Below are 21727 nucleotides of genomic sequence, written 5' to 3'. Positions count from 1 at the left end.
GATAGCGAAGGATCTATTGGCGAACTTTGCATATCGAAATTGTATGTCGGCGATTAGATGCTTCACGATGTTCAGCATGACAATTAAACACACTTACGATATCCTCAACGCCAATAGCGTAATATCATCAATAGGTTTACCTTTAATTACCGTATTAATATGGTTCATCAAAGATTCGTTAAACTCATCGGGGCTTAGTTCGCCATGGGCTATTACAAATTCCAGCAATTTATTTTCGTCCCAATTCTTTAAATTTTGCGACTCGTGATCCATTAAGCCGTCGGTATAATTAAATAGCAGGCTGCCCGGCTCAATATCTATTTCACCCTCATTCAGAAAAGGCAGCTCTTCAAAAGCGCCTATCATGGTTGTTCCCAGTTTCAGCAGCACCGCCCCCCCTTCAGAATATAGTATGCTTGGGTTATGCCCGGCATTTATATAATTAAGCTTGCGGGTTTTCTCGTTATACTTAGCCAGGAACAAGGTAATAAAGCGTTCGCCTTTAGTGTTGCGGACTACAATTTTATTCAGGCGCTCAACAACTGTTGTTAACTCATCTTCAATTGCGGCCAAACCCTGCAGACTGGCCTGGAAGTTGGCCATTAATAAAGCCGCAGAAATACCCTTGCCAGACACATCGGCTATGCACCATAGAAATTCGTTTTCGTTAAGGCGGAAGAAATCGAAATAATCGCCGCCTATGTCCTGATGCGGCAAATATTTGGCGCCAACTTCTACACCCTCTTCTTTATGCTCCCTTAAGGGTATCAGCATGTTTTGCACCTCAACAGCCAGTTCCATTTCGCGTTGAAAACGTTCGGCTTGTAAGCGTTCACGGAAAAGTTTTTTATTCTCTAACGCTACTACAATTACATTTATCAATGTCTGAATAAAATTCAGGTCATTGTTCAACATATCGCCCGACGTATTGAAATCGCCAATAAGAGCGAAAGCCAGGGCCTTGTTTTTGTGGTAGATAGGGATAAAGTAGTTATACTGGCACAATACCTCATCGGTGTGATCCATGAGCCGGGCCGGCGATTTAATCTTGTTTAAATGAACCCAGGTATTATTGAGCGTAAGCGGCGACTCAATATTGCCACCATATTTTGATATACAGCTATAAGCGCCACTCTTTTCTATCAAAAAACGAAATTTGCCAACCTGTAAGTAATTCTTGAGTATAACCTCCAGCATTTGAATTAATGTGGGGGTTGGGGTATTTTTATTAATAGCCCTGGTAACCTCTAATAGCGAGTTTAACTCCGACTGCCGTTTAAGCAGCAGTCTAATCAATTCATCTTCGCCAGAACTATCGTGGTTACTTTGCATTACATTTTAGGTAGCCCAAAATAGTGAAATATTCTTTTTGATAGTGTAGGATAGCGCTTTTTTTTTACCAGATATTAAAACGAACAGCTCTATCGTACAATGCGACCTTTCCACGCATACTTGCGGGTGTTGCCAATAAGGCCAACATATACAAAGTAAATAATGTGAATAGGCCCTAAAACAATAAGCAGGCTTACCAGGTTAACCCGCTTAAAAAAGGCGGTAATGGGCAGCAAAAAAGCCACTTCTATAAAATATTTTAAAAGGAATTGAATCAGGAAAAGTTTAAAATAAACCAGGCTGTAAAAGCTAAGTCCTGCATTTACCAGCAACGACAGATTGAACAACCATATACATACAGCAAGGGCCACCACCTTTTTATCTTTATACCTTGTAGATTTTGATGCCCAACGGCGCCTTTGCTGTAAAAACTCCTGCAAGGTATGTTTGGCATGGGTAAATACAATTGCATCACGGCTTTTAAAGAAGCCTATTTTATTAGGGTAAACTTCGGCAACTTTTTGCAGCAACAGCTCGTCATCGCCAGATGCAAGATCGTCTATCCCTTTAAAACCGCCAACCTCGTAAAAAACATCCTTGCGATAGGCAAAATTTGCACCGTTACAGGTAGATGCCCGGCCGTTACCTATAAAGGCTGCCCCAATACCAATCAGGTAAGAAAACTCCAGCGTTTGTAAACGCTCAAACAACGATTTCTCTTCAAAGTAGGTAACCGGCGATGATATCATTACCGGCTGCTGTGTTTCGTAATAGCCAACTATTGATGATAACCAACTTTTACCCATGCGGCAATCGGCATCGGTACAAACCATTAATTCGCCTTGCGATAGGGCAATGGCTTCGGCAATAGCTTTTTTCTTGTAAGAGTTTAGCGGCTTATCTTCATTTAACTGCAACAGTTTAACTCCCCTATCTGCGTAGCTACGAATAATGGCCGCGGTATCATCGGTAGAATGGTCATCTACAATAATAATTTCGGTAAGATGCTTGGGATAATCTTGTGCAATAATATCATCAATAGTATAACGGATCCGCTCTGCTTCGTTACGGGCGGCTATAAGTACAGTTACCGGGGTAATAAACCCGACCGTGCTAACATTTGGGCGCTTCAATGCGGCCCATCCTTTTATTAAATAGGCAACCACCAACAGGTATAAGCCTGTCAGCAATAACGAAATGATACTATATAGCGCGGTCAAAAAATCTCATTTTAAAAACAAATACCGAACCTATAATGGCAGGGATGATAAGGTTAATCAGCCAGATGGATGAAACCGCTGCAATTATAGCTATTTGCTGGTTGGTTATATATAAAAATAAATGCATCGCGGTAAAGCTTCGCACGCCAATGTCTAACAGATCAAGTGACGGCATTGCCGACTGGATAAACAGAAACACAAACACCGTTAACATCATGCTGATAAATGGGATATCCGGCAATAGTAAGTGGATGATCAGGTAATACTGAAGCGAAAACACGAAGAAACGTGCCAGACTGTAACCAATCACTACCAAAAGTTCATCGATATTATACCGGCCCATAATTTCAAAAAAGCGGTGATACTTTTTCAGGAATTTGATCCGGTCGAGCAGCCCTACCAGCCACTTAATGTTAAAGTAAAATATCAGGAACAACCCTAAAAAAATAACCGACAACACCACAAGGCCTAAATAAAGCCACGGATTGATATTAAGGAAGTAATAGATAAACCATAGCGAGGCGCTTACCCCAACCAGGTTAGTTATCACATTTTGCGAAAATGCGCCAACTGCCATAGCGAAAATGCCATGGATCCGTTTACGGTTTGGCAGGAACATTACCCGCCCCCCATATTCGCCAATGCGGTTTGGGGTAAATATGGCCCAGGTTAATCCGCAGAAAACGGCTTCAATGGCTACCCATACAGATATCTCGGTCAATTTTTTAGCGAGGTATTGCCACTTTAAACTCTCCAGGAACCAGTTTAATATCATTAACAGCACTACTGCCGATAGCGTATAAATAACCTGCCGGTGGCTAATTACGGATATTAAACGCTCAAATTGTTGCAGGCTATCATTCTTACCTAAAAATTTATTGTAAATAAACAGGGAAGCTAAAACAAGTATGGTTGCTTTAATGAGGTACGAAAATATTTTTTTAGTTGCGGCTGTCAATCTGAAAATTTGTGCAATGTTACAAAAAGCAAGTTATAAGCCGGGGGCAATAAGCGGTAATTTTAAGCATGCCTTTAAATTGTGGTAATATTGTGATAATACAACGCGGCGCCTTGTTTTGTTTGGCCATTCTTTCCTAAAGAAAAGGAATTTATATATTGCGCCTGCCTTATCCCCTAAAGGTATTTTATTTGTTACGATGCCCTGCCATTAACCAAATACGGTATAAATGATAGTACCTTTAACTAAACGAAAATAATTTATGATGATGCCTTATAACAAAGCCCTGCTACTGGCCGTGAGTTTTTCTGCTGCTATATCAACGGGATTTGCCACTAACGTTGCAACCCGCGATACCACATACGCACCTGTAGAAACACAAAGCCCCAACAGCAATTACAAACCTGCCTTTAAAGGACAAACCCGCATAGGTGGTGTAAAAACTAAAACACCTGTTGCAGTAACCGTTATAAACAGCAGCTTAAAAAACCCCTGGGGAATTCACATGCTGCCGGATGGTCGCTTCCTGATAACTGAAAAGGGTGGTACCATGCGGATATTAAAAGCAACCGGCGGGTTTGATAAACAAATAACCGGTTTTCCTACAATACTGTTCCGTGGCCAGGGCGGCTTGCTTGATGTCACCATAGACCCTGCGTTTACCACAAACCGCATGGTTTATTGGGGATACTCAGAACAAGCGGAGGGTGGTTCATTGTTGGCGATAGCCAAAGGGAAACTATCGGCAGATGAAACCAAGCTGGAAAATGTAGAGGTGATATACCGCGCAACACCCGCTTATAAAGGCAACCTGCAATACGGCGCGCGCATTGTGTTTGATAAACAAGGAAACCTGTTTGTAAGTACAGGCGAAAGAAGCGGCAACGATATCCGCATGAAGGCGCAGGACCTGAGTGCGGGTATTGGTAAGATCATCCACATCACCAAAACGGGTAAAGCTGTTGCAGGTGGCCCCTTTGCAGGGAAAGCCAATGCCTTGCCAGAGATATATGCATACGGCTTACGTAACCCGGATGGTTTGGCCTGGAACCCGCAAACCGGCGAATTATGGGAGGCCGAATTTGGCCCGCGCGGTGGCGACGAGATCAACATTATTAAACCCGGAAGTAATTATGGCTGGCCTATTGTTACCTATGGCATTGAATACAGCGGCGAAAAAGTAGGCGACGGCATACAGCAAAAAGAGGGCGTTACCCAACCCATTTACTATTGGGACCCTACCATATCGCCCGGGGGCATTACCTTTTATACAGGTAATATTGCCGAATGGAAGAATAACCTGTTTGTAGGTGGACTGAGTGGCTCGCACATTGCAAGGTTAATTATTAAGGCGAATAAAGTAGTTGGCGAAGAGCGTTTACTTAGGGACAGGAACGAGCGCTGGCGTGCCCTTGTAACAGGTAAAGACGGCGCCTTATACGGCCTAACCGATAGCGGGAAACTTTACCGGATAGCTAAGAAATAAATGTTTCGGTGAGGACACCGCAATAAAAAAGGGTTGGTGTCTTCACCAACCCTTTTTTGTTATCCTAAAATCTCCTTAATATCATCTGCCGAAAGCGACTTGATAAAGCTTTCTTCGGTGGTGATAAGTGCACGGGCTACGCTCAGCTTGCGCTGCTGCAGGGCCAGTATTTTCTCTTCCACGGTATCTTTAGTAATGAATTTGTAGATGAACACATTTTTAGTTTGGCCTATTCGGTGCGTACGGTCAATAGCCTGTTGCTCTACAGCCGGGTTCCACCACGGATCAAGGATGAAAACATAGTCTGCTTCGGTTAGGTTAAGGCCAACGCCGCCTGCTTTTATCGAGATAAGAAACACCCGTGTTTTAGCATCTTCCTGAAACTGTTTTACCACATCGCCACGGTTTTGGGTGCTGCCATCCAGGTAAACATACGGGATGCTCTCTTTATCGAAATGGTTACGGTAAATGCTTAGCTGCTTTACAAATTGCGAGAAGATCAACACCTTATGCCCGCCATCCAATACGTTTGCCAGTGTATGTATCACGTTCTCAAACTTACCCGAGTCGCCCTCATAATCAGCATCTATCATTGACGGGTGATTAGCGATCTGGCGCAGTTTTATCAAGCCCTGTAATACCTGGATCTGAGTTTTAGCGTAAGTACCCTCTTCAATGCTTCGCAGCAACTCGTTACGGTATTCCGATTTTACTTTGTCGTACACCTCGGCTTGCTCCTCGCTCATCTGGCAGTAGAAAAGGTTTTCTGTCTTTGGCGGGAGCTCGGTTGCTACCTGTTCTTTGGTACGGCGTAATACAAATGGTTTAATAATAGCTTGCAATTTTCGGGCCTTATCCTCATCCTTTTTCTTTTCTATTGGAGTCACAAACTCGTTAAGGAAAAACTGCTGTGTACCCAATAACCCCGGGTTAATGAACGACATCTGCGTCCAAAGGTCGTTAACCGAATTTTCTACCGGTGTCCCGCTCAATATCAGCTTAAACCGCGATTTTAACTGCCGTACCGACTGGAATGACTTTGACGACGGATTTTTGATGTTCTGGCTCTCGTCTAATATTACATAGTCGAAATAATAGGCCTTAAACATTTCAATATCGATGCGGCTGATGCCGTACGTGGTGATCACTACATCGTAATTGGCAAATACCTCTGCCGATTTATAGCGAAAAGCACCCGTGTGTACCATCAACCTTAATTGCGGCGCGAATTTTTTGGCTTCGTTAAGCCAGTTATATATCAGCGAGGTGGGCATTATCACCAGCGAGGTGGCTTTGCTCCCGGCGTTTTCGGTATCTTCTTTATGTTTTTGCAGCAGGGCAAGGGTTTGGATGGTTTTACCTAAACCCATATCATCGGCAAGGCAACCGCCAAAGTGGTATTCCTTTAAAAAATGGAACCAGTTATACCCTGCTTTTTGATATGGGCGCAAGCTACCTGCAAAATTTACAGGCATTGGCACATCTTCCGTTTCCTCAAAATCGGTAAGCTTTTGTAGTTTGCGGTTCATGGCTACTTCGGCCATTTCACCACCAGATAGATCATTCACCAAGCCAATGTGGTGCCTGCGCAGCTTTAAATGCTCGCCGCCTTCTGAGAAATGCAGCAGGTTACCATATTGCGAGAACCAGCTTTCGGGGATAACCGCTATCTCGCCGGATGGCAATACAAATTCCTTTTTATGGTTGAGGATATGATTCTTTAGCTGGATAAACGGGATACGATAAGGCCCAAAGTACACTACCGCGTTAATATCGAACCAATCGTTATTCTCACTAATCTCCAGGTCTATTTTGGTGTTGCCAAATACGTAGCGCTTTTGCCCGTCGGGTTGTTCCAGCTCAAAGCCTTTTTCAATCAGCTCATCATGGTGCTGGTTAAGCCATTCAAAAACGGGGAAGGAGCGATCGCCTTCTTCATCGTGGGCCACAACTTCCAGGTTTTGGAACAGCGATGATACCGTTTTCAGCCCCATGGCTTCCAACTGCTGCAGTTTGCCTTTTTCCCAGGTTACCGAGCGTTTGATACGATGGAACAGGTAGTCATCGCCGTTTTTTTCCATCCTTACCGATACATGCCTGCCATCCCCGTAAGGGAAAATATACCCGGCATATTTAAAATATAGTTGAAGTTGCGATGTACCCCCTTCTACATAAATAGGTTTCAGGAAAGGTGTGGCATCGTACTTTTCGGTGTTAATGGTGAAGCCTTCCGCATATACATTGTGTTTTTCTATCAGCGGGGCAACAAACTTTTCAAAGTACGATTGCTCTGATGATTTTGGAATAGATATAAAACGTTTGTTTAGGAACGGCTGCAATTTTTTTCCTTCTATTTCCTTATCAAAATAGTACAAGGTATCGTCAAGCAGCATCCAGGCGGGGTGGTTGCAAATGATCTCGGCATCTTTAAACATAAATTCGATGCGCATTCCCTGGTACTTTATGGTAGGGAAGTAGCGGATCTCCTCCTCGCTACGCCTGAAATGGAACAACACCGAAGCTGCCTCGTCTGCTATGTGCAGCTTACGGCCGGCGGGATAACCTTCCTTGCTCATTAGGTAGATCTGTTTATTATCCATCAGCCCTAAAGCCTCTACCAGCTTTTTTTCAATTTTTGGGCGGATGGTATCGAAGATCTGCTCATTAAAGATCTTGGCAAAAAACTCGAACGGGCGAATAGGCTTCTTATAAAACTTTTTGATGATGTTACCCTGCTCAATATCCTCCAGTATTTTGATCAGCTTGCGGTCGGTATCGTCAATACAATGGGCAAATTCCTCGGCAGTATTAGAGAAAATGCGTTGATGGGTAAATGAAAATTCGCCGTTGGGGTTTAGCTGAACTATATGCGGCTCAATAACGTACGACAAGAAATCGTGCCGGGCAATGGCATAAATAATTTGGCAAGGTTTGCTGCTGTCTACGCGTAACATTAACTTCTTCGGTAAAAAATTAAAGAAAGCTACATCAACAAAAAATTCAAACGTAAACTAAAAAACTCACACCTGAAAATTTTCGGGCATGAATTTTTCTAACACATGTTTATTAAAGCGCGCTTATCACATTAAATTTTGTGATTATTATAGATGGGCGAAGTCTTCGACAGGCTCAGACTGACATTGGGACCTTGTGTCAGATCGCTATCTCACCCTCAAAAACCAGCTCCGCAGGGCCTTCTAAGAAGATATTGCTAAATGTTTCGCCATCGTAATCAAAGCGAATATTAAGATCGCCGCCTAAAACTTTTATGGGTGTAGTTATAGTGCCGGTTTGATGATCGTGTTTAGCCATGGCCAATGCTACAGCGGTTACACCTGTGCCGCATGCGTAAGTTTCGTTCTCTACACCACGCTCAAAGGTGCGCACAAAGTAGCCATCGCCATTTTTCTCTACAAAGTTTACGTTAATACCGTCTTGTTTGTAGGTATCATTATTACGGATAGCATAACCCTCGTTATAAACATCTTTACTTTCCAGGTCGGCGGTTAATTTTACATAATGAGGGGAGCCTGTATTAAGCACATAGGCTTCACCATCGTTATTTATATCGGCTACATCTATCATTTGCAGACTAACCCAATTGCCAGCTTCTGAAATTTTGGCATGATGCACGCCATCGGTAGCAAGAAATTTTGTCACATCGTTAATAATACCCAGGTGTTTGGCAAAAGCCACTATACAACGGCCGCCATTACCACACATGCTGCCTTCGTTACCATCGGCATTATAATAAACCATTTTAAAATCAAAGCCAGGCTCGTTCTCCAATAGCATAAGGCCATCACCACCAATACCAAACCGCCTGTCGCATATTTTTGCAACAGCCTGTTTATCAATACATTTTACAACATTTCTTCTATTATCGATCAGTATAAAATCGTTCCCGGCGCCCTGGTATTTATAAAAGTTTATCTGCACAACAGTTTATTATATTAGTCGTTAAATAATTAGCTAACAATATGTAACAAATATAGCCTGCTATTCATCTCAATTTAACAATTTTTAACAAAATTACATATAACTTATTATTGATATTGTCGTCTATATGGTATTAAATTTGAATCCCTAATATCGATATATAAAAGAAAGTGAATAAAAACATGAAAAAAATTGGTTTAACATTATTAACCGCCTTTGTAGGTGGTGCCATGGCGTTAGGCGTATATAAACTTGCCGAAAATAAGTACGCCGATAATATGACACTGGAGGATAAACAGAAAGTTTACTTCGCCAGCAACCCTTCAACAGCAGCCGTTGTTTCATCTGCAGGCGCCGCAGATTTTACGCAGGCAGCAGCCGAAGTAACCCCCGCGGTAGTTTATATCCGTACAACCTATGCCGACAAAAGCAACGGCCAGCAGGATCAGTTGGAGCAAATGTTTGGACAGATGTTTGGACAGCGTATGCGCCCACAAGGGCCGCAAATGGCATCAGGGTCTGGTGTAATTATCTCTCCTGACGGTTACATTGTAACCAACAACCACGTTGTGGCCAAGGCAGAAAAAATTACCATCGTTACTAATGATCACCGTAGCTTTGAAGCTAAAGTAATTGGTACCGACCCCAACACCGATCTAGCCCTGATAAAAATTGAGGCAACCAATTTGCCAATAGTAAAACTGGGCAACTCTGACGCGGTACGTGTAGGCGAGTGGGTATTAGCTGTAGGTAACCCCTTCAAACTTAACTCGACCGTAACGGCAGGTATTGTTAGCGCTAAAGGGCGTAACATTGGTATTATTGGCCGTGGCGATGATGATGACGATAATCCGTTCCCGGTAAGGCAGCAGGAAAACCCTTCTTTAAAAAGAGGTATCGAGTCGTTCATTCAAACAGATGCCGCTATTAACCCTGGTAACAGCGGTGGCGCATTAGTAAACACTGCCGGCGAATTGATTGGTATTAACGCCGCTATCGCATCACATACAGGTTCGTACGAAGGTTATGGTTTCGCCATCCCTATCAACCTGGCTAAAAAAGTATTAAATGACATTAAAAAATACGGCGCGGTTAAACGTGGCTACATAGGCGTAAGTTTTGCCGACCTGAGCGACCCAGAGGCTGCTAAAAGTGTAAACAGCGATAAAACAAATGGTTTGTATGTTAACAGCCTTGTAACAGGCGGCGGTGCCGAACAAGCAGGTATTAAAACAGGTGATATTATTACCAAGGTTGAAGGCAACCCGGTTTATGAATCGTCTGACTTGCAAGAACGCGTTGGCCGTTTACAGCCCGGCGATAAAATTAACCTTACCGTTTTGCGTAATGGCAGCGAAAAGAATTTTACCGTAACCCTTAAAGCTGATGCTCCTGCAGCACGTACAACAGCGGTATCAAAATCAGCAGCCGAATTGTTTAACAAACTGGGCGCAAGCTTCCAACCGTTAAACGCTGCGCAAAAAGCTAAGTTCCGTGTAAACTCTGGTGTATTGGTTACCCAGGTTCGCCCGGGTGGTATATTTGATGATACCGAAATACCTGTAGGTTCTGTAATTACATCTATCAACAAGCAACCAATTAACAGCGTTGCCGATATGGACAAAGTAATTACCAGCCTTAAAAATGGCCGACTGATCATCACCGGTTACTATCCTGATGGTGGCAGCTTCAGCAACGTTTTTGAAGTTCAATAATTAATAAGTATTATTCTTATAATGAAAACCCGGTCGGAAGGCCGGGTTTTTTTGTGGGATATATCCAACCATCTACGTTGTCATCCTGAACGATAGTGAAGGATCTATTAACAAACTGTTCATAGCGATTTGCATAGTGGCGAATAAGATGCTTCGCTATCGCTACCCATGACAAATTGTTAGTAAATGACATGAGAAGTGTTCACGTTCACGACCGTGAACACCCTCGTGAACACATAATCAACTGATAACAAGGGATTTACTAATTAAGCTACTGACGAAATAACGACACCATTAAATCCAAACCTCGTACAGAAAAATGTACTAATATAATCGGCCCCGCTGCATGCCTTCGCAAATATAATGTCATTGCACCTACAAAGGCCGCATGAATTTTTAAGCTCGGACTGACAGTTTTTTTTCGAGTTGGAGGAAAACTTTCTTCACCCTCTTTGCGCGTAGCGAAGAGAGGGTCACCCAGCGTAGCGCAGTCGGGGTGAGTAAAACCCCTTTTGCAGTCGCCTGGCTCCAGCCGGGTGACGACTATTTTAAGGCCTCCGGCCGCCACCATAATTATTTGCAACCGCGGCGGGACGCCGTGTAATAACGGTCACTCGGCTGGAGCCAAGCGACGGCACCCTTAATATGCCTTTACTCCCTAACCTTCGTATCAATCGTTATGGTTACCGGCCCATCATTCACTAAACTTACTTTCATATCGGCACCAAAAATACCGGTGGCTATTTTTTTACCGGTGATACTCTCCAGCACCGAAATCATTTTTTCGTACATCGGAATAGCCTTATCCGGCCTTGCCGCGCGGATGAAAGATGGACGGTTGCCCTTCTTTGTTTGCGCAAATAGTGTGAATTGAGAGATCAGGAGAATATCCCCGCCAATATCGGCAAGGGCTTTGTTCATCAGGCCATTCTCATCGCTAAAAACACGCAGACCGGTTATTTTTTGGGCGAGCCATTGCAGGTCTTCGTCTGTATCGGCGTCCTCAACGCCCAATAAGATCATAAAGCCGATGCCAATTTGCCCGGTTATTTCGCCATCAACTTTGCATGATGCTTCTGAAACACGTTGTATTACTGCTCGCATGTTTAATAGATTCAGGAAGTCAGGACATAAGAATCAAGACCCTTTATTATAATTATATACTTATTTTTCCCCTCTTGATTCTTGATTCCAAAAGTCTTGAATCTCTTTTATGCTCTCGTATCATTCCCATTATAAATACTTAAATAACTATTATATCGGGATGGCGAGATCTCGCCCTCTTCTAAAGCATCCAGCACCGCGCAGCCGGGCTCGTTTATATGGCGGCAATTGTTAAAACGGCATTGGTTCATCCGCTCGCGCATCTCGGGGAAGAAATGGCTCAGCACTTCTTTTTCTATGTCGATAACACCCAATTCGCGGATACCAGGGGTATCAATAATGTATCCACCCTGCGGTAGTTCAAACATTTCGGCAAAGGTGGTGGTGTGCATCCCTTTGTCGCTCCATTCAGATACCATATGGGTGCGCAGGTCAAGGTCGGGCAACAAACGGTTGATCAGACTGGATTTTCCCACGCCCGAGTGGCCTGAAATAAGTGTCACCTTATCTTTCAGCAGGCTTTTTACTTCCTCAATATTAGTGCCCTCTAAAGCTGATACCGAATAACAAGGGTAGCCTATATTTTCATAAATGGCTTTATACTCGTCCAGTATCTCTAAACCTTCCTCACTAAACAGGTCCAGCTTGTTAAATATAAGGCAGGCGGGGATATCGTAGGCTTCGGCGGTAACCAAAAAGCGATCGATAAAGCCTAATGAGGTGCGTGGCGATGCAAGGGTGACTACCAACAGCGCCCTATCCAGGTTAGCCGCTATGATCTGTGCCTGCTTAGAAAGGTTGATAGCCTTACGGATGATATAGTTTTTGCGCTGGTGCAGATTGGTGATCACACCGGTGCCTTGTTCCGGTTCCATATCAAAATCAACCACATCGCCAACCGCCAGTGGGTTGGTGGTAGTTATACCCTTGATCCGGAATTTACCTTTGATACGGCAATCGATAGTTTCGTCGCCAGATCGTACCTGGTACCAGCTCCCGGTTGATTTTGTTATCAGTCCCTGCATAAGTGCGCAATTTAGGAAAGATTAAAGGCTTTGAAAAAATAAAACCAATTCCATTTGGTAATTAAAATAAAATCTACTTACTTTACCGACATTATATATGACAATTAACAACACCACAATTATTACTATTATTACCACCGGGATAAATTTCGGAGGAAGATAATCGTATGGTGTAAAAACATAAACAAAACCAAATGAAAGCCTTCCTCCGCAAAGAGGAAGGCTTTTTTATTGGCCTCACCTAAATCCTCTCCAAAGGAGAGGACTTGAAATTGAGTTTGGGAACCCTCTCCTTTGGAGAGGGCAGGGTGAGGCAAATAAGGAGACTATTTTATTAGATATTAAAAATGAAGATTCTAAAATTCGGTGGCACATCGGTAGGTTCAGTAAGCAGTATCCAAACTTTACTTAACATTTTAAAGGCAGAGGATACACCCGGCAATCGCCCGGTAGTGGTTTTATCTGCCATGGGCGGGGTAACTAACCTATTGGTATCTATGGCCGAAGATGCTGCCAATGGTAAAGAATTTACCGCGAAATTAGCCGAGCTGGAAAAACGTCACTTTGATGCGGTGAAAGCATTACTTACCGTGCAAAATCAAAACCCGGCATACACCCGCTTAAAAATTAACTTTAACCATCTGGAAGAATTGTTACAGGGCGTACTTACCCTGCGCGAGCTTACCCCTAAAACCCGCGACCAGATACTGAGCTACGGTGAGCGCTGCTCGGCCTTAATGGTGAGCAAAATTGCAGCGCAGCACTTTAACGATGTGCTGTTTGTAGATGCATCTGAACTGATAAAAACCGACAGCGCTTTTGGCCAGGCCAAAGTGAATAACGAGCTAAGCCATCTGCTGATAAAAACCTTTTACCAGCAAAACAGCGATAAGCTGCTTATTGTAACCGGCTTTATTGCAGGTAACGATGCCGGCCAGATAACCACCCTGGGGCGTGGCGGCAGCGATTATACCGCGGCTATATTCGGTTCGGCACTAAATGCCGAGGAGATACAGATCTGGACTGATGTGAACGGCATGATGACCGCCGACCCGCGTATGGTTCAAAAAGCGTTCCCGCTGGAGGAGCTTACCTATACCGAAGCAATGGAGCTTTCCTACTTCGGCGCCAAGGTGATATATCCGCCAACTATGATCCCGGCGTTTTTGAAAAAGATCCCTATCGTGATCAAAAATACTTTTGAGCCGGCGTTTGCCGGTACGGTTATCCGTCATGATTGCAAGGCATCAAACCTGCCTATAAAGGGGATCTCGTCTATCAACAATATCAGCATCCTTAATTTAGAGGGTAGCGGCATGGTGGGCAAATCGGGCTTTAGCGGCCGGTTGTTTTCGCTGTTGGCGAGGGAACAGATCAACATTATCCTCATCACCCAGTCATCATCAGAACATAGCATCACTTTTGCCGTACAACCAAACGAGGTTGACAAGGCTAAACTATTAATAGAGCAGGAATTTGAACTGGAACTGCTGGCCAATAAACTGGAGCCTTTGGTTGTAGAAAAAGACCAGGCTATATTAGCCGTGGTTGGCGAAAACATGAAACAAACCCCGGGCATGAGCGGTAAGCTGTTCCATGCATTGGGCCGTAATGGTGTTAACGTGAGGGCAATCGCACAGGGTTCGTCAGAATACAACATCTCTGTTATCATCTCGGCCCATGATCTGGCTAAAGCCCTGAACGCCGTGCACGATGCTTTCTTTATAGAGTTGACTAAAACCCTGCATGCTTTCTGTTTAGGAACAGGGAACATTGGCAAAACCTTGTTTAACCAGCTGAACGCGCATACAGATTTCTTACAAAAAAATAACGGTATCCAGGTTAAAATAGCCGGCATCAGCAATACCCGCAAAATGGTTTTTAATGCTGATGGATTATCTTTAGATACCTGGCAGGATGATCTGCAGGCATCCGATAACGTGGCCGACCTGCGGGTTTTCATCTCCAAAATGAAAGAAATGAACCTGCCCAACTGTGTGTTTATTGATAATACCGCCAGTCCACAGCCTATCGCGTTTTATGAGGAGGTTTTTAAATCGAATATATCGGTGGTTACCTGCAATAAGATAGGCAATTCGGCTTCGTTTGCGCAGTACAAAACATTCAGGGATACCGCCCGCAAGCATGGTGTCGATTTCTTTTACGAAACCAACGTGGGCGCAGGTTTGCCTATCATTCGTACATTAAAAGACCTGATGAGCAGCGGCGACAGGATCCAGCGTATAGAGGCTATCCTTTCGGGAACTATATCTTTCATCTTTAATCATTTTAAAGGCGATGCCAACTTCCACGATGTGGTAAAAGAGGCACAGGAAAAAGGATACACCGAACCAGACCCACGCGATGACCTGAGCGGTAAAGATTTTATGCGCAAGATATTGATCCTTGCCCGTGATGCCGGCCACGAAATGGAAGAAGCAGACGTTAATATAGAAAACATATTGCCGCAAGCCTGTTTAGATGCGCAAACGGTTGAAGATTTTTACGCGGCCTTAAAAGCCGAAGACGCCTATTTCACCAACCTGAAAGAACAGGCAGAAAAAGACAAGAAAGTACTTCGCTACATTGGCAAACTGGAAAACGGCAAGGCATCCATCACCCTGCAAAGTGTTGATGAGAACCATCCTTTTTACATGCTGAGTGGTAGCGATAATATTATATCGTTCACTACCGATAGGTACAAAGAACGCCCGCTTGTAGTAAAAGGCCCTGGTGCAGGTGCCGAAGTAACCGCCGCAGGTGTATTTGCCGATCTGATAAATGTGGGTGCGAATTAAGAGATGCAAGATTTTTAGAATCAAGAGATAAGACAAAAAGGTACAGCGCTGGGTTCCCCTCTTGAGAGGGACAAGGGTGTGTCCTTAATGATAGATAATTATTATGAGTAACGATATACAAGATTTACAAAAACCGGCATCATCCGGCAAAAAAGCATTGGATAGCATCCATGTTTTCGCCCCGGCAACCGTGGCTAATGTGGTTTGCGGATTTGACGTGCTGGGTTTCGCGGTAAACGAACCCGGCGATGAGGTGATCATGCGTTTAACCGATAAACCGGGTATCACCATCAGTAAAATTACAGGTGACGATGGAAGGTTGCCGCTTAACCCCGCCAAAAACACGGTAAGTGTTAGCGTTGAGCATTACCTGCGCAGCATTGACAGGCTGGATATTGGCTTGGACATAGAGCTGCACAAAAAAATGCCGATTGGCAGTGGCCTGGGTTCCAGTTCGGCCAGTACGGTTGCGGGCTTGTTCGCTATTAAAACTTTATTGGGCGATGATACCGATCCGTCTACCCTGTTACCATTCGCCATGAAAGGCGAAGAAATGGCTTGCGGCCACGGTCATGCCGATAATGTTGCACCTGCTTTGTTGGGTGGCTTTGTGTTGATACGAAGTTACGACCCACTGGATGTGGTGCGTTTGCCGCATCCTGCAGGTTTATGGTGTGCCATTGTTTTCCCGGATGTGGATGTACCTACAAGGGAAGCTAGGCAGATCATCCGCAAAAACATCCAAATGAAGGATGCTGTAACCCAGTGGGGCAATATAGCCGGTTTGGTAAGCGGCTTGTTTATGCAGGATATTGACCTGATTGGCCGCAGCATGAAAGATGTGCTGGTAGAACCGGTTCGCTCTATGCTGATCCCCGATTTTTACCTGATGCGCGAAATGGCCATGGAACTGGGTGCGGTTAGTTTCGGTATCTCCGGCTCGGGGCCATCGGTGTTCGCCTTTACCCGCGATGAAGAAACAGCAAAACGCATTACTACTAAATTGCAAAAACATTTAACCAATATAAAAATAGGCTCTAACGGTTATGTATCAACCATAAATGATGCAGGGCCAAGGGTATTGGGGTAGTCACCAAACCGTTATTGCGAGGTACGAAGCAATCTCTTTAGGATAGTTGTACACCTTGCATGAAGGATTTGCTTAAAGAGATTGCTTCGTACCTCGCAATGACGTGGGGGATGTAAACAAAAAGAAGATATTAAATATTAAAATGAAATTCTACAGCACTAACAATACAGATCTAAGAGTTGGCTTCAAAGAAGCGGTTTTCAATAGCATGCCACAGGATAAAGGTTTATACATGCCGGTCGAAATTCCCCGCCTGGATGATAAATTCCTGAACCATCTGGACCAATACTCGCTGCCCGAAATTGCGTTCCACGTGGCACAAAATCTGCTGGACGATGATATCCCTTCGGATGATTTGAAGGCTATTATCCATGAAGCCATCAACTTTTACGCCCCAATTGTAAAGCTGGAAGATAACGTTTACGTGCTGGAACTTTTCCACGGCCCATCATTAGCATTTAAAGATTTTGGCGCCCGCTTTATGAGCCGTGTTATGAGCTACTTTTTAAAAGAAGGCGAAAAACAGCTCGACGTATTGGTAGCCACATCCGGCGATACCGGTGGCGCGGTAGCCCTTGGTTTTTTAGGTGTGCCCAACACAAGGGTAACCATCCTTTATCCCAAAGGCAAGGTAAGTCAGATCCAGGAACTACAATTAACCACCAACGGCCAAAACATTCGCGCGCTGGAAATTGATGGCACTTTTGATGATTGCCAGGCATTGGTTAAACAAGCCTTTACTGATAAAGAACTGAACGAGAAATTCCGTTTAACATCGGCTAACTCTATTAATATCGCCAGGCTTATCCCGCAAACCTTCTATTACTTTAATGCCTATGCGCAGTTGTTGCGTAGGGGCATTAGCAAAGTTGTATTCGCGGTACCAAGCGGCAATTTTGGTAACATTGGCGCAGGTTTATTAGCCTGGAAAATGGGCCTGCCTGTAGAACGCTTCATAGCTGCAACAAACGTTAACGATACCGTGCCTGCATTTTTAAAAACAGGTGTATATCAACCAAAACCATCTGTAGCCACCCTATCAAACGCGATGGATGTTGGTAACCCAAGCAACTGGGTGCGTATTGCCGATCTGTTTAAAGAAGACCCCGAGGCGCTTAAAAAGCTAATCGTTGGCTATACTTACAACGATGAGGAAACGGTGCAATCTATTGAAACGATATCTAAAGAATACAATTACGTTGCCTGTCCGCATACCGCAATTGCCTGGAAGGCTTTGAAGGCATATCAGCAGGAGCATTCTGCTACGGATACTGCGGGTGTATTTTTATCAACCGCGCACCCTTGCAAATTCCCGGATGTATTTACAAAGGAGATCTCTGATAAAATTGAGATCCCGGCACAGGTAAAAGAGCTGGAGAAAAAAGAGCATCATGCCACAAGTTTAGGTACAGACTTTGAAGGATTTAAAGGATATTTGCTAAATAATGCTTAGCGATACCAATATGTTTAAAAGTGCCTTTTTTAAAATTTTTACTGTGATAATGCTTATCATCGTCACCCTATCCGGCTGTGATAGTATAAAAAAGGAAAAGTTTGATCGCAGGAAATGGGATGACGGTGATGGTATAACTTTCCCAAAACGAGCCGGCATGTTAGATGATCTGCTTGCTACCCAAAAGCTAAAAGGCTTAACCTATAAACAGGCGTTATACCTGCTGCGCTATCCGCAGCGCACCGGCCTAACAGATAAAAGCCTTGAGTACGAGATCATCAGGAAAATGGATGGTATTGATACTGTATATGCTAAAAGCCTGGTGCTATACCTAAACCAGGATTCGATAGTTAGCGATTATAAAGTTATTGAGAAAGACAACAAGGAAAAGCTAAAATTGAAATTTGAAGAACAAAACAAGAAGAAGTGATCAACACCATCATATTTGATCTGGGGTCGGTACTGGTAGACTGGAACCCCAACTATTTGTACCGCAAGCTAATTACTGATGAGCAGGAAATGCAGGATTTTCTGGCCAATATTACCACGCCCGACTGGAACGAAGAGCAAGACGCAGGCAGGTCTTTAAAGGAAGGCACCGATTTACTAATACAGCAACACCCGCAGCACGAAGCCCATATCCGCGCTTTTTACGACCGCTGGGATGAGATGCTTGGCGATCCCCTTCAGGGCACAATAGATTTGTTTAAACAACTTAAAGAAAGTGGCAAATATAAGATCTATGCGCTCACCAATTGGTCGGCAGAAACCTTCCCGGTGGCTTTGGAGCGTTATGATTTTATGCGTTGGTTTGACGGTATTGTAGTATCGGGCGCTGAAAAAATGCGCAAGCCCGCTCCGGAATTTTATCAGCTGCTATTAGATCGCTATAATGTCAATCCGCAGGAAGCGCTTTTTATAGATGATAACCTGCGAAATATTTTAGCTGCCGAGAAAATGGGCATAACCTGTATCCATTTTACATCGCCGGAACAATTAAAAGTTGAGTTAGAGAAGCTACACTTAATTTAACCACAAAGGGCACAAAGAAAAACACGAAGAACACAGAAGCTTTTATCTAAACTCAGAGCCCTCTGTGAACAATCTCTGCTCAATCTGTGGTTAAAAAATGCCATAAAAAGCGAAAGCCCCGGTAACTAATCGGGGCTCTCTTACTAACTAAACTAACTAACTGTACTATTTATTGGTTCCAAAAGGGATGTACACCCCGAAGGTTATGTTACGGCCCATATTATAAACCCCATAAGTGGGATCTTCCTGGCTGTAACGGCCCGGCCTTAAGCGGCTAAGGGCATCGTAATATGCTTTATTGGTAAGGTTAGTGCCCGATACATAAAGTTTCAGCGGCTGTTTACCAATATTAAATGTTGCGCCAATACCCGCGTTTAGCAAGGTGTAACCATCTGTAGGGGTTTCAAAGGTTGCATCAACACGGTTTTGCTTAAAGTAGTTATCAATACCAGCGTAAAAGTAAAAGTCTTTAATGCCCTTTACTTTAGGCTCAAAACGCAGGGTGTTGTGCAATGTACCTGCAGGTATTAACGGCAATGGCCTGTCAAACGACGTGTTCTTTGCTTCGGTATAGCTAAAAGTATTTTCTATGTGGATAAATGGTACAGGGTGCAGGGTTAAGTTACCCTCAAAACCGTAAAGGTTTGCGTTAACCTGTCCGTAACGGTAAACGTCATAATTTCTTGGCTCGCCGCTTTCTTCGTCGGTAACGGTTATCTGCTCTTTATTGGTGTTCGAGGCGTAAATGTAATTGTGGATGTAGTTTTCGTAGATACCAAAACTACCGGTTACAAAACCAGATCCATACTCTAAGGTAGCATCGGCCTGGTAGCTTCTTTCCGGGCTTAGGCCGGCATTACCAATCTCGTAGCGGCTTGTCCCCTCATGCACACCGTTCGAGCCCAGCTCGGCAGGGTTTGGCGCACGAAAAGCAGAACCCGCGTTTGCTTTAAAGCTTAATACATCATTAAATATATGGGTGTAACCTAAGGCAGCGCTTACGTTCGAGAATTTGTTATCGAACCCTGTAAATATCGGGTCGCCGGCTTCATCGTTTTGTGCTTTACCTTTGTTTTTGATATAATCGAATCTTGCACCAGCACTGAATGTATTTTGTCCCCATACCTTTTTGGCATAGATAAATGCGCCTGTGCTGTACTCATCGTAAGCAGGGATCAGCAATTCTTCGCCCAGGTTTATGCTGTGGCTAAGGCTGCTGCTTAAACCAATAACCGGGTGCCATCCGTTGCTTTCGGGCAGGTAATATTTCGCATCTAACGAGTAGGTGTTCATATCAAAGAACAGCGATGGGGTTGGGCTGTCTTCCAATTCGCGGCGCTGGTTTTTCTGGAAACCCAGGTCTAATTTTAACGAGCTTGAACCAAACAGAAAGTTATTGTTCAAGGCCACTTTATAATGGCGAATGTCCTGGCGTGGGTAATCTAAAGTACGGCTGGTATTTTCGTTGTATAAGGGGTCGCCCGGCTCAGCATCGTAAAAGCCAATATTGTCTTTAAAATAAGAGAAGTTTACGTGCGAATAACCCCATGCTTTGTTCAACCCAAACATTCCGCTTACATTGGTTTGGTTAAAGCCACTGTTTATGTACCGGCCTGCAGGTGTATTAAAGGAGTAGGCATTTTGGTAGGTGCCGCGGCCTCGCCAAACAAAACCGTTGTCGTTTCCGCTTAGCATAACCGATGTATTGCTTAGTCCGTTGTTGCTGGAATAATTTGTAAGAAACTCACCCTGTATATTTCCTTCGCCGGGGGTTGGCGGGTCAATTACATTGATGACACCACCTAATGCATCAGATCCATATTGTAATGATGCAGCACCACGTAAAACCTCTACACGGCCTGCCGCGAACTGATCCATCTCGATACCGTGCTCATCCCCCCATTGCTGGCCTTGTTGCTTAACACCATCGTTTAGGGTTACTACCCGGTTGTAGCTTAAGCCACGAATAACCGGCTTTGAAATAGCCTGGCTGGTAGTTATCTGGCTTACACCCGGTACCTGCCTGGCCAAAGCATCAATTAAATTTGTTGATGACCCCTGCAATTGCTCTTTGGTAACAACCGATGCCGATGTACTGTTACTACGGCTGCCCGATGTTATAGGTGTACCGGTTATAACCACCTCGTGCGATTCGATAACGCTGGGTTGCAGCGCGAATACCATTGGGTCGGTTGATGAAAAATCTACCGTTTGGGTTAAAGTTTTATAGCTGAGGTATTGAATCTGCACCACAAAGCGGCCCTTAGTAGGGATTGATTTAATTGCGAACTCCCCGTTAATATTGGTGGCGACTGACAAGCGGAGATCTGGTATATTAACCGTTGCGCCAATTAGCGGCTGATTGGTTTTAGCGTCAACAACTTTACCCTTAAAATCTATAGCATCTGCAAATGCAGAAAATTGAACGAACAAAAATAAAAAGCAATAAATAAGCTTAAGTTTCATAATAAAAAATTAAAAATTCAAGAAAATGCCACATCAAGCGGCGTTTGTTTGGATGGTAATTATTATGAAATTACAGGGGGAGCACGGCCTTGGGAAAGGACGAGGGCAA

15 protein-coding genes are annotated in these 21727 nt (G+C 44.0%); 7 read left to right on the top strand and 8 right to left on the bottom strand.

What is annotated here, in order from left to right; translation table 11 throughout:
• Window positions 1-93 precede the first annotated feature (93 nt).
• The 3 genes from NPE20_RS20185 to NPE20_RS20175 all read right to left on the bottom strand — a co-directional run bounded on the left by NPE20_RS20185 (window position 94) and on the right by NPE20_RS20175 (window position 3510).
• Window positions 94-1332 (bottom strand): PP2C family protein-serine/threonine phosphatase, encoded by a 1239-nt coding sequence (locus NPE20_RS20185; protein ID WP_256540512.1) that lies wholly within the window; start codon window positions 1330-1332, stop codon window positions 94-96.
• A gap of 89 nt (window positions 1333-1421) precedes the next feature.
• Window positions 1422-2552: a glycosyltransferase family 2 protein gene (locus NPE20_RS20180; RefSeq protein ID WP_256540511.1), complete on the bottom strand. Its 1131-nt coding sequence runs from the start codon at window positions 2550-2552 to the stop codon at window positions 1422-1424.
• The gene (locus NPE20_RS20175; protein ID WP_256540510.1) at window positions 2536-3510 is read right to left on the bottom strand and encodes a lysylphosphatidylglycerol synthase domain-containing protein; all 975 of its coding nucleotides are present in this window, start codon (window positions 3508-3510) and stop codon (window positions 2536-2538) included. Before NPE20_RS20175 ends, NPE20_RS20180 begins: the two co-directional genes overlap by 17 nt.
• A gap of 262 nt (window positions 3511-3772) precedes the next feature.
• Here NPE20_RS20175 and NPE20_RS20170 point away from each other — a divergent pair, with 262 nt between their 5' ends.
• On the top strand, window positions 3773-4996 hold the full coding sequence (locus tag NPE20_RS20170; protein ID WP_256540509.1) for a PQQ-dependent sugar dehydrogenase: 1224 nt from the start codon (window positions 3773-3775) through the stop codon (window positions 4994-4996).
• 59 nt (window positions 4997-5055) lie between these two features.
• Here the strand turns inward: NPE20_RS20170 and NPE20_RS20165 are convergent, their stop codons facing one another.
• Window positions 5056-7950, bottom strand: a complete 2895-nt coding sequence (locus tag NPE20_RS20165) for a DEAD/DEAH box helicase (RefSeq protein WP_256540508.1) — start codon at window positions 7948-7950, stop codon at window positions 5056-5058.
• A 199-nt stretch (window positions 7951-8149) separates the two neighbouring features.
• Window positions 8150-8935 (bottom strand): diaminopimelate epimerase, encoded by a 786-nt coding sequence (gene dapF, locus NPE20_RS20160; protein ID WP_256540507.1) that lies wholly within the window; start codon window positions 8933-8935, stop codon window positions 8150-8152.
• Between the two features lie 182 nt (window positions 8936-9117).
• On the opposite strand from dapF, the gene NPE20_RS20155 reads away from it, so the two are divergent.
• Window positions 9118-10650 (top strand): Do family serine endopeptidase, encoded by a 1533-nt coding sequence (locus NPE20_RS20155; RefSeq protein WP_256540506.1) that lies wholly within the window; start codon window positions 9118-9120, stop codon window positions 10648-10650.
• Window positions 10651-11301: 651 nt separating this feature from the next.
• Here NPE20_RS20155 and dtd read toward each other — a convergent pair.
• Window positions 11302-11754: a D-aminoacyl-tRNA deacylase gene (gene dtd, locus NPE20_RS20150; protein WP_256540505.1), complete on the bottom strand. Its 453-nt coding sequence runs from the start codon at window positions 11752-11754 to the stop codon at window positions 11302-11304.
• Between the two features lie 107 nt (window positions 11755-11861).
• A complete protein-coding gene (gene rsgA / locus NPE20_RS20145; RefSeq protein ID WP_256540504.1) occupies window positions 11862-12779 on the bottom strand; it encodes a ribosome small subunit-dependent GTPase A in 918 nt (305 codons plus the stop codon).
• A 347-nt stretch (window positions 12780-13126) separates the two neighbouring features.
• Here rsgA and thrA point away from each other — a divergent pair, with 347 nt between their 5' ends.
• The 5 genes from thrA (at window position 13127) to NPE20_RS20120 (ending at window position 19152) form a co-directional block, all read left to right on the top strand.
• Window positions 13127-15577 (top strand): bifunctional aspartate kinase/homoserine dehydrogenase I, encoded by a 2451-nt coding sequence (gene thrA, locus NPE20_RS20140; protein WP_256540503.1) that lies wholly within the window; start codon window positions 13127-13129, stop codon window positions 15575-15577.
• 103 nt (window positions 15578-15680) lie between these two features.
• Entirely contained in the window at window positions 15681-16667 is a 987-nt protein-coding gene (locus NPE20_RS20135; protein WP_256540502.1) for a homoserine kinase, read from the top strand.
• Between the two features lie 142 nt (window positions 16668-16809).
• A complete protein-coding gene (thrC, locus tag NPE20_RS20130; RefSeq protein ID WP_256540501.1) occupies window positions 16810-18120 on the top strand; it encodes a threonine synthase in 1311 nt (436 codons plus the stop codon).
• Between the two features lie 49 nt (window positions 18121-18169).
• Window positions 18170-18550 (top strand): hypothetical protein, encoded by a 381-nt coding sequence (locus NPE20_RS20125; RefSeq protein WP_256540500.1) that lies wholly within the window; start codon window positions 18170-18172, stop codon window positions 18548-18550.
• Window positions 18547-19152, top strand: coding sequence for an HAD family hydrolase (locus NPE20_RS20120; protein WP_256540499.1), 606 nt, complete (start codon window positions 18547-18549; stop codon window positions 19150-19152). Before NPE20_RS20125 ends, NPE20_RS20120 begins: the two co-directional genes overlap by 4 nt.
• 165 nt (window positions 19153-19317) lie before the next feature.
• Here the strand turns inward: NPE20_RS20120 and NPE20_RS20115 are convergent, their stop codons facing one another.
• Window positions 19318-21618 (bottom strand): TonB-dependent receptor, encoded by a 2301-nt coding sequence (locus tag NPE20_RS20115; protein WP_256540498.1) that lies wholly within the window; start codon window positions 21616-21618, stop codon window positions 19318-19320.
• Between the last annotated feature and the right edge of the window lie 109 nt (window positions 21619-21727).

Source organism: Mucilaginibacter aquariorum (genome assembly GCF_024498135.1).
Taxonomy (GTDB): domain Bacteria; phylum Bacteroidota; class Bacteroidia; order Sphingobacteriales; family Sphingobacteriaceae; genus Mucilaginibacter; species Mucilaginibacter aquariorum.
Note: the sequence above shows the minus strand (reverse complement) of the source record. Positions and strands in the feature narration are given on the sequence as shown.

Coding starts and splice junctions, on each gene's coding strand:
- NPE20_RS20185 (WP_256540512.1), bottom strand. CDS start 1,332: ATGCAAAGTAACCACGATAGTTCTGGCGAAGATGAATTGATTAGACTG.
- NPE20_RS20170 (WP_256540509.1), top strand. CDS start 3,773: ATGATGATGCCTTATAACAAAGCCCTGCTACTGGCCGTGAGTTTTTCT.
- NPE20_RS20165 (WP_256540508.1), bottom strand. CDS start 7,950: ATGTTACGCGTAGACAGCAGCAAACCTTGCCAAATTATTTATGCCATT.
- NPE20_RS20155 (WP_256540506.1), top strand. CDS start 9,118: ATGAAAAAAATTGGTTTAACATTATTAACCGCCTTTGTAGGTGGTGCC.
- dtd (WP_256540505.1), bottom strand. CDS start 11,754: ATGCGAGCAGTAATACAACGTGTTTCAGAAGCATCATGCAAAGTTGAT.
- rsgA (WP_256540504.1), bottom strand. CDS start 12,779: ATGCAGGGACTGATAACAAAATCAACCGGGAGCTGGTACCAGGTACGA.
- thrA (WP_256540503.1), top strand. CDS start 13,127: ATGAAGATTCTAAAATTCGGTGGCACATCGGTAGGTTCAGTAAGCAGT.
- NPE20_RS20135 (WP_256540502.1), top strand. CDS start 15,681: ATGAGTAACGATATACAAGATTTACAAAAACCGGCATCATCCGGCAAA.
- thrC (WP_256540501.1), top strand. CDS start 16,810: ATGAAATTCTACAGCACTAACAATACAGATCTAAGAGTTGGCTTCAAA.
- NPE20_RS20125 (WP_256540500.1), top strand. CDS start 18,170: ATGCTTATCATCGTCACCCTATCCGGCTGTGATAGTATAAAAAAGGAA.
- NPE20_RS20115 (WP_256540498.1), bottom strand. CDS start 21,618: ATGAAACTTAAGCTTATTTATTGCTTTTTATTTTTGTTCGTTCAATTT.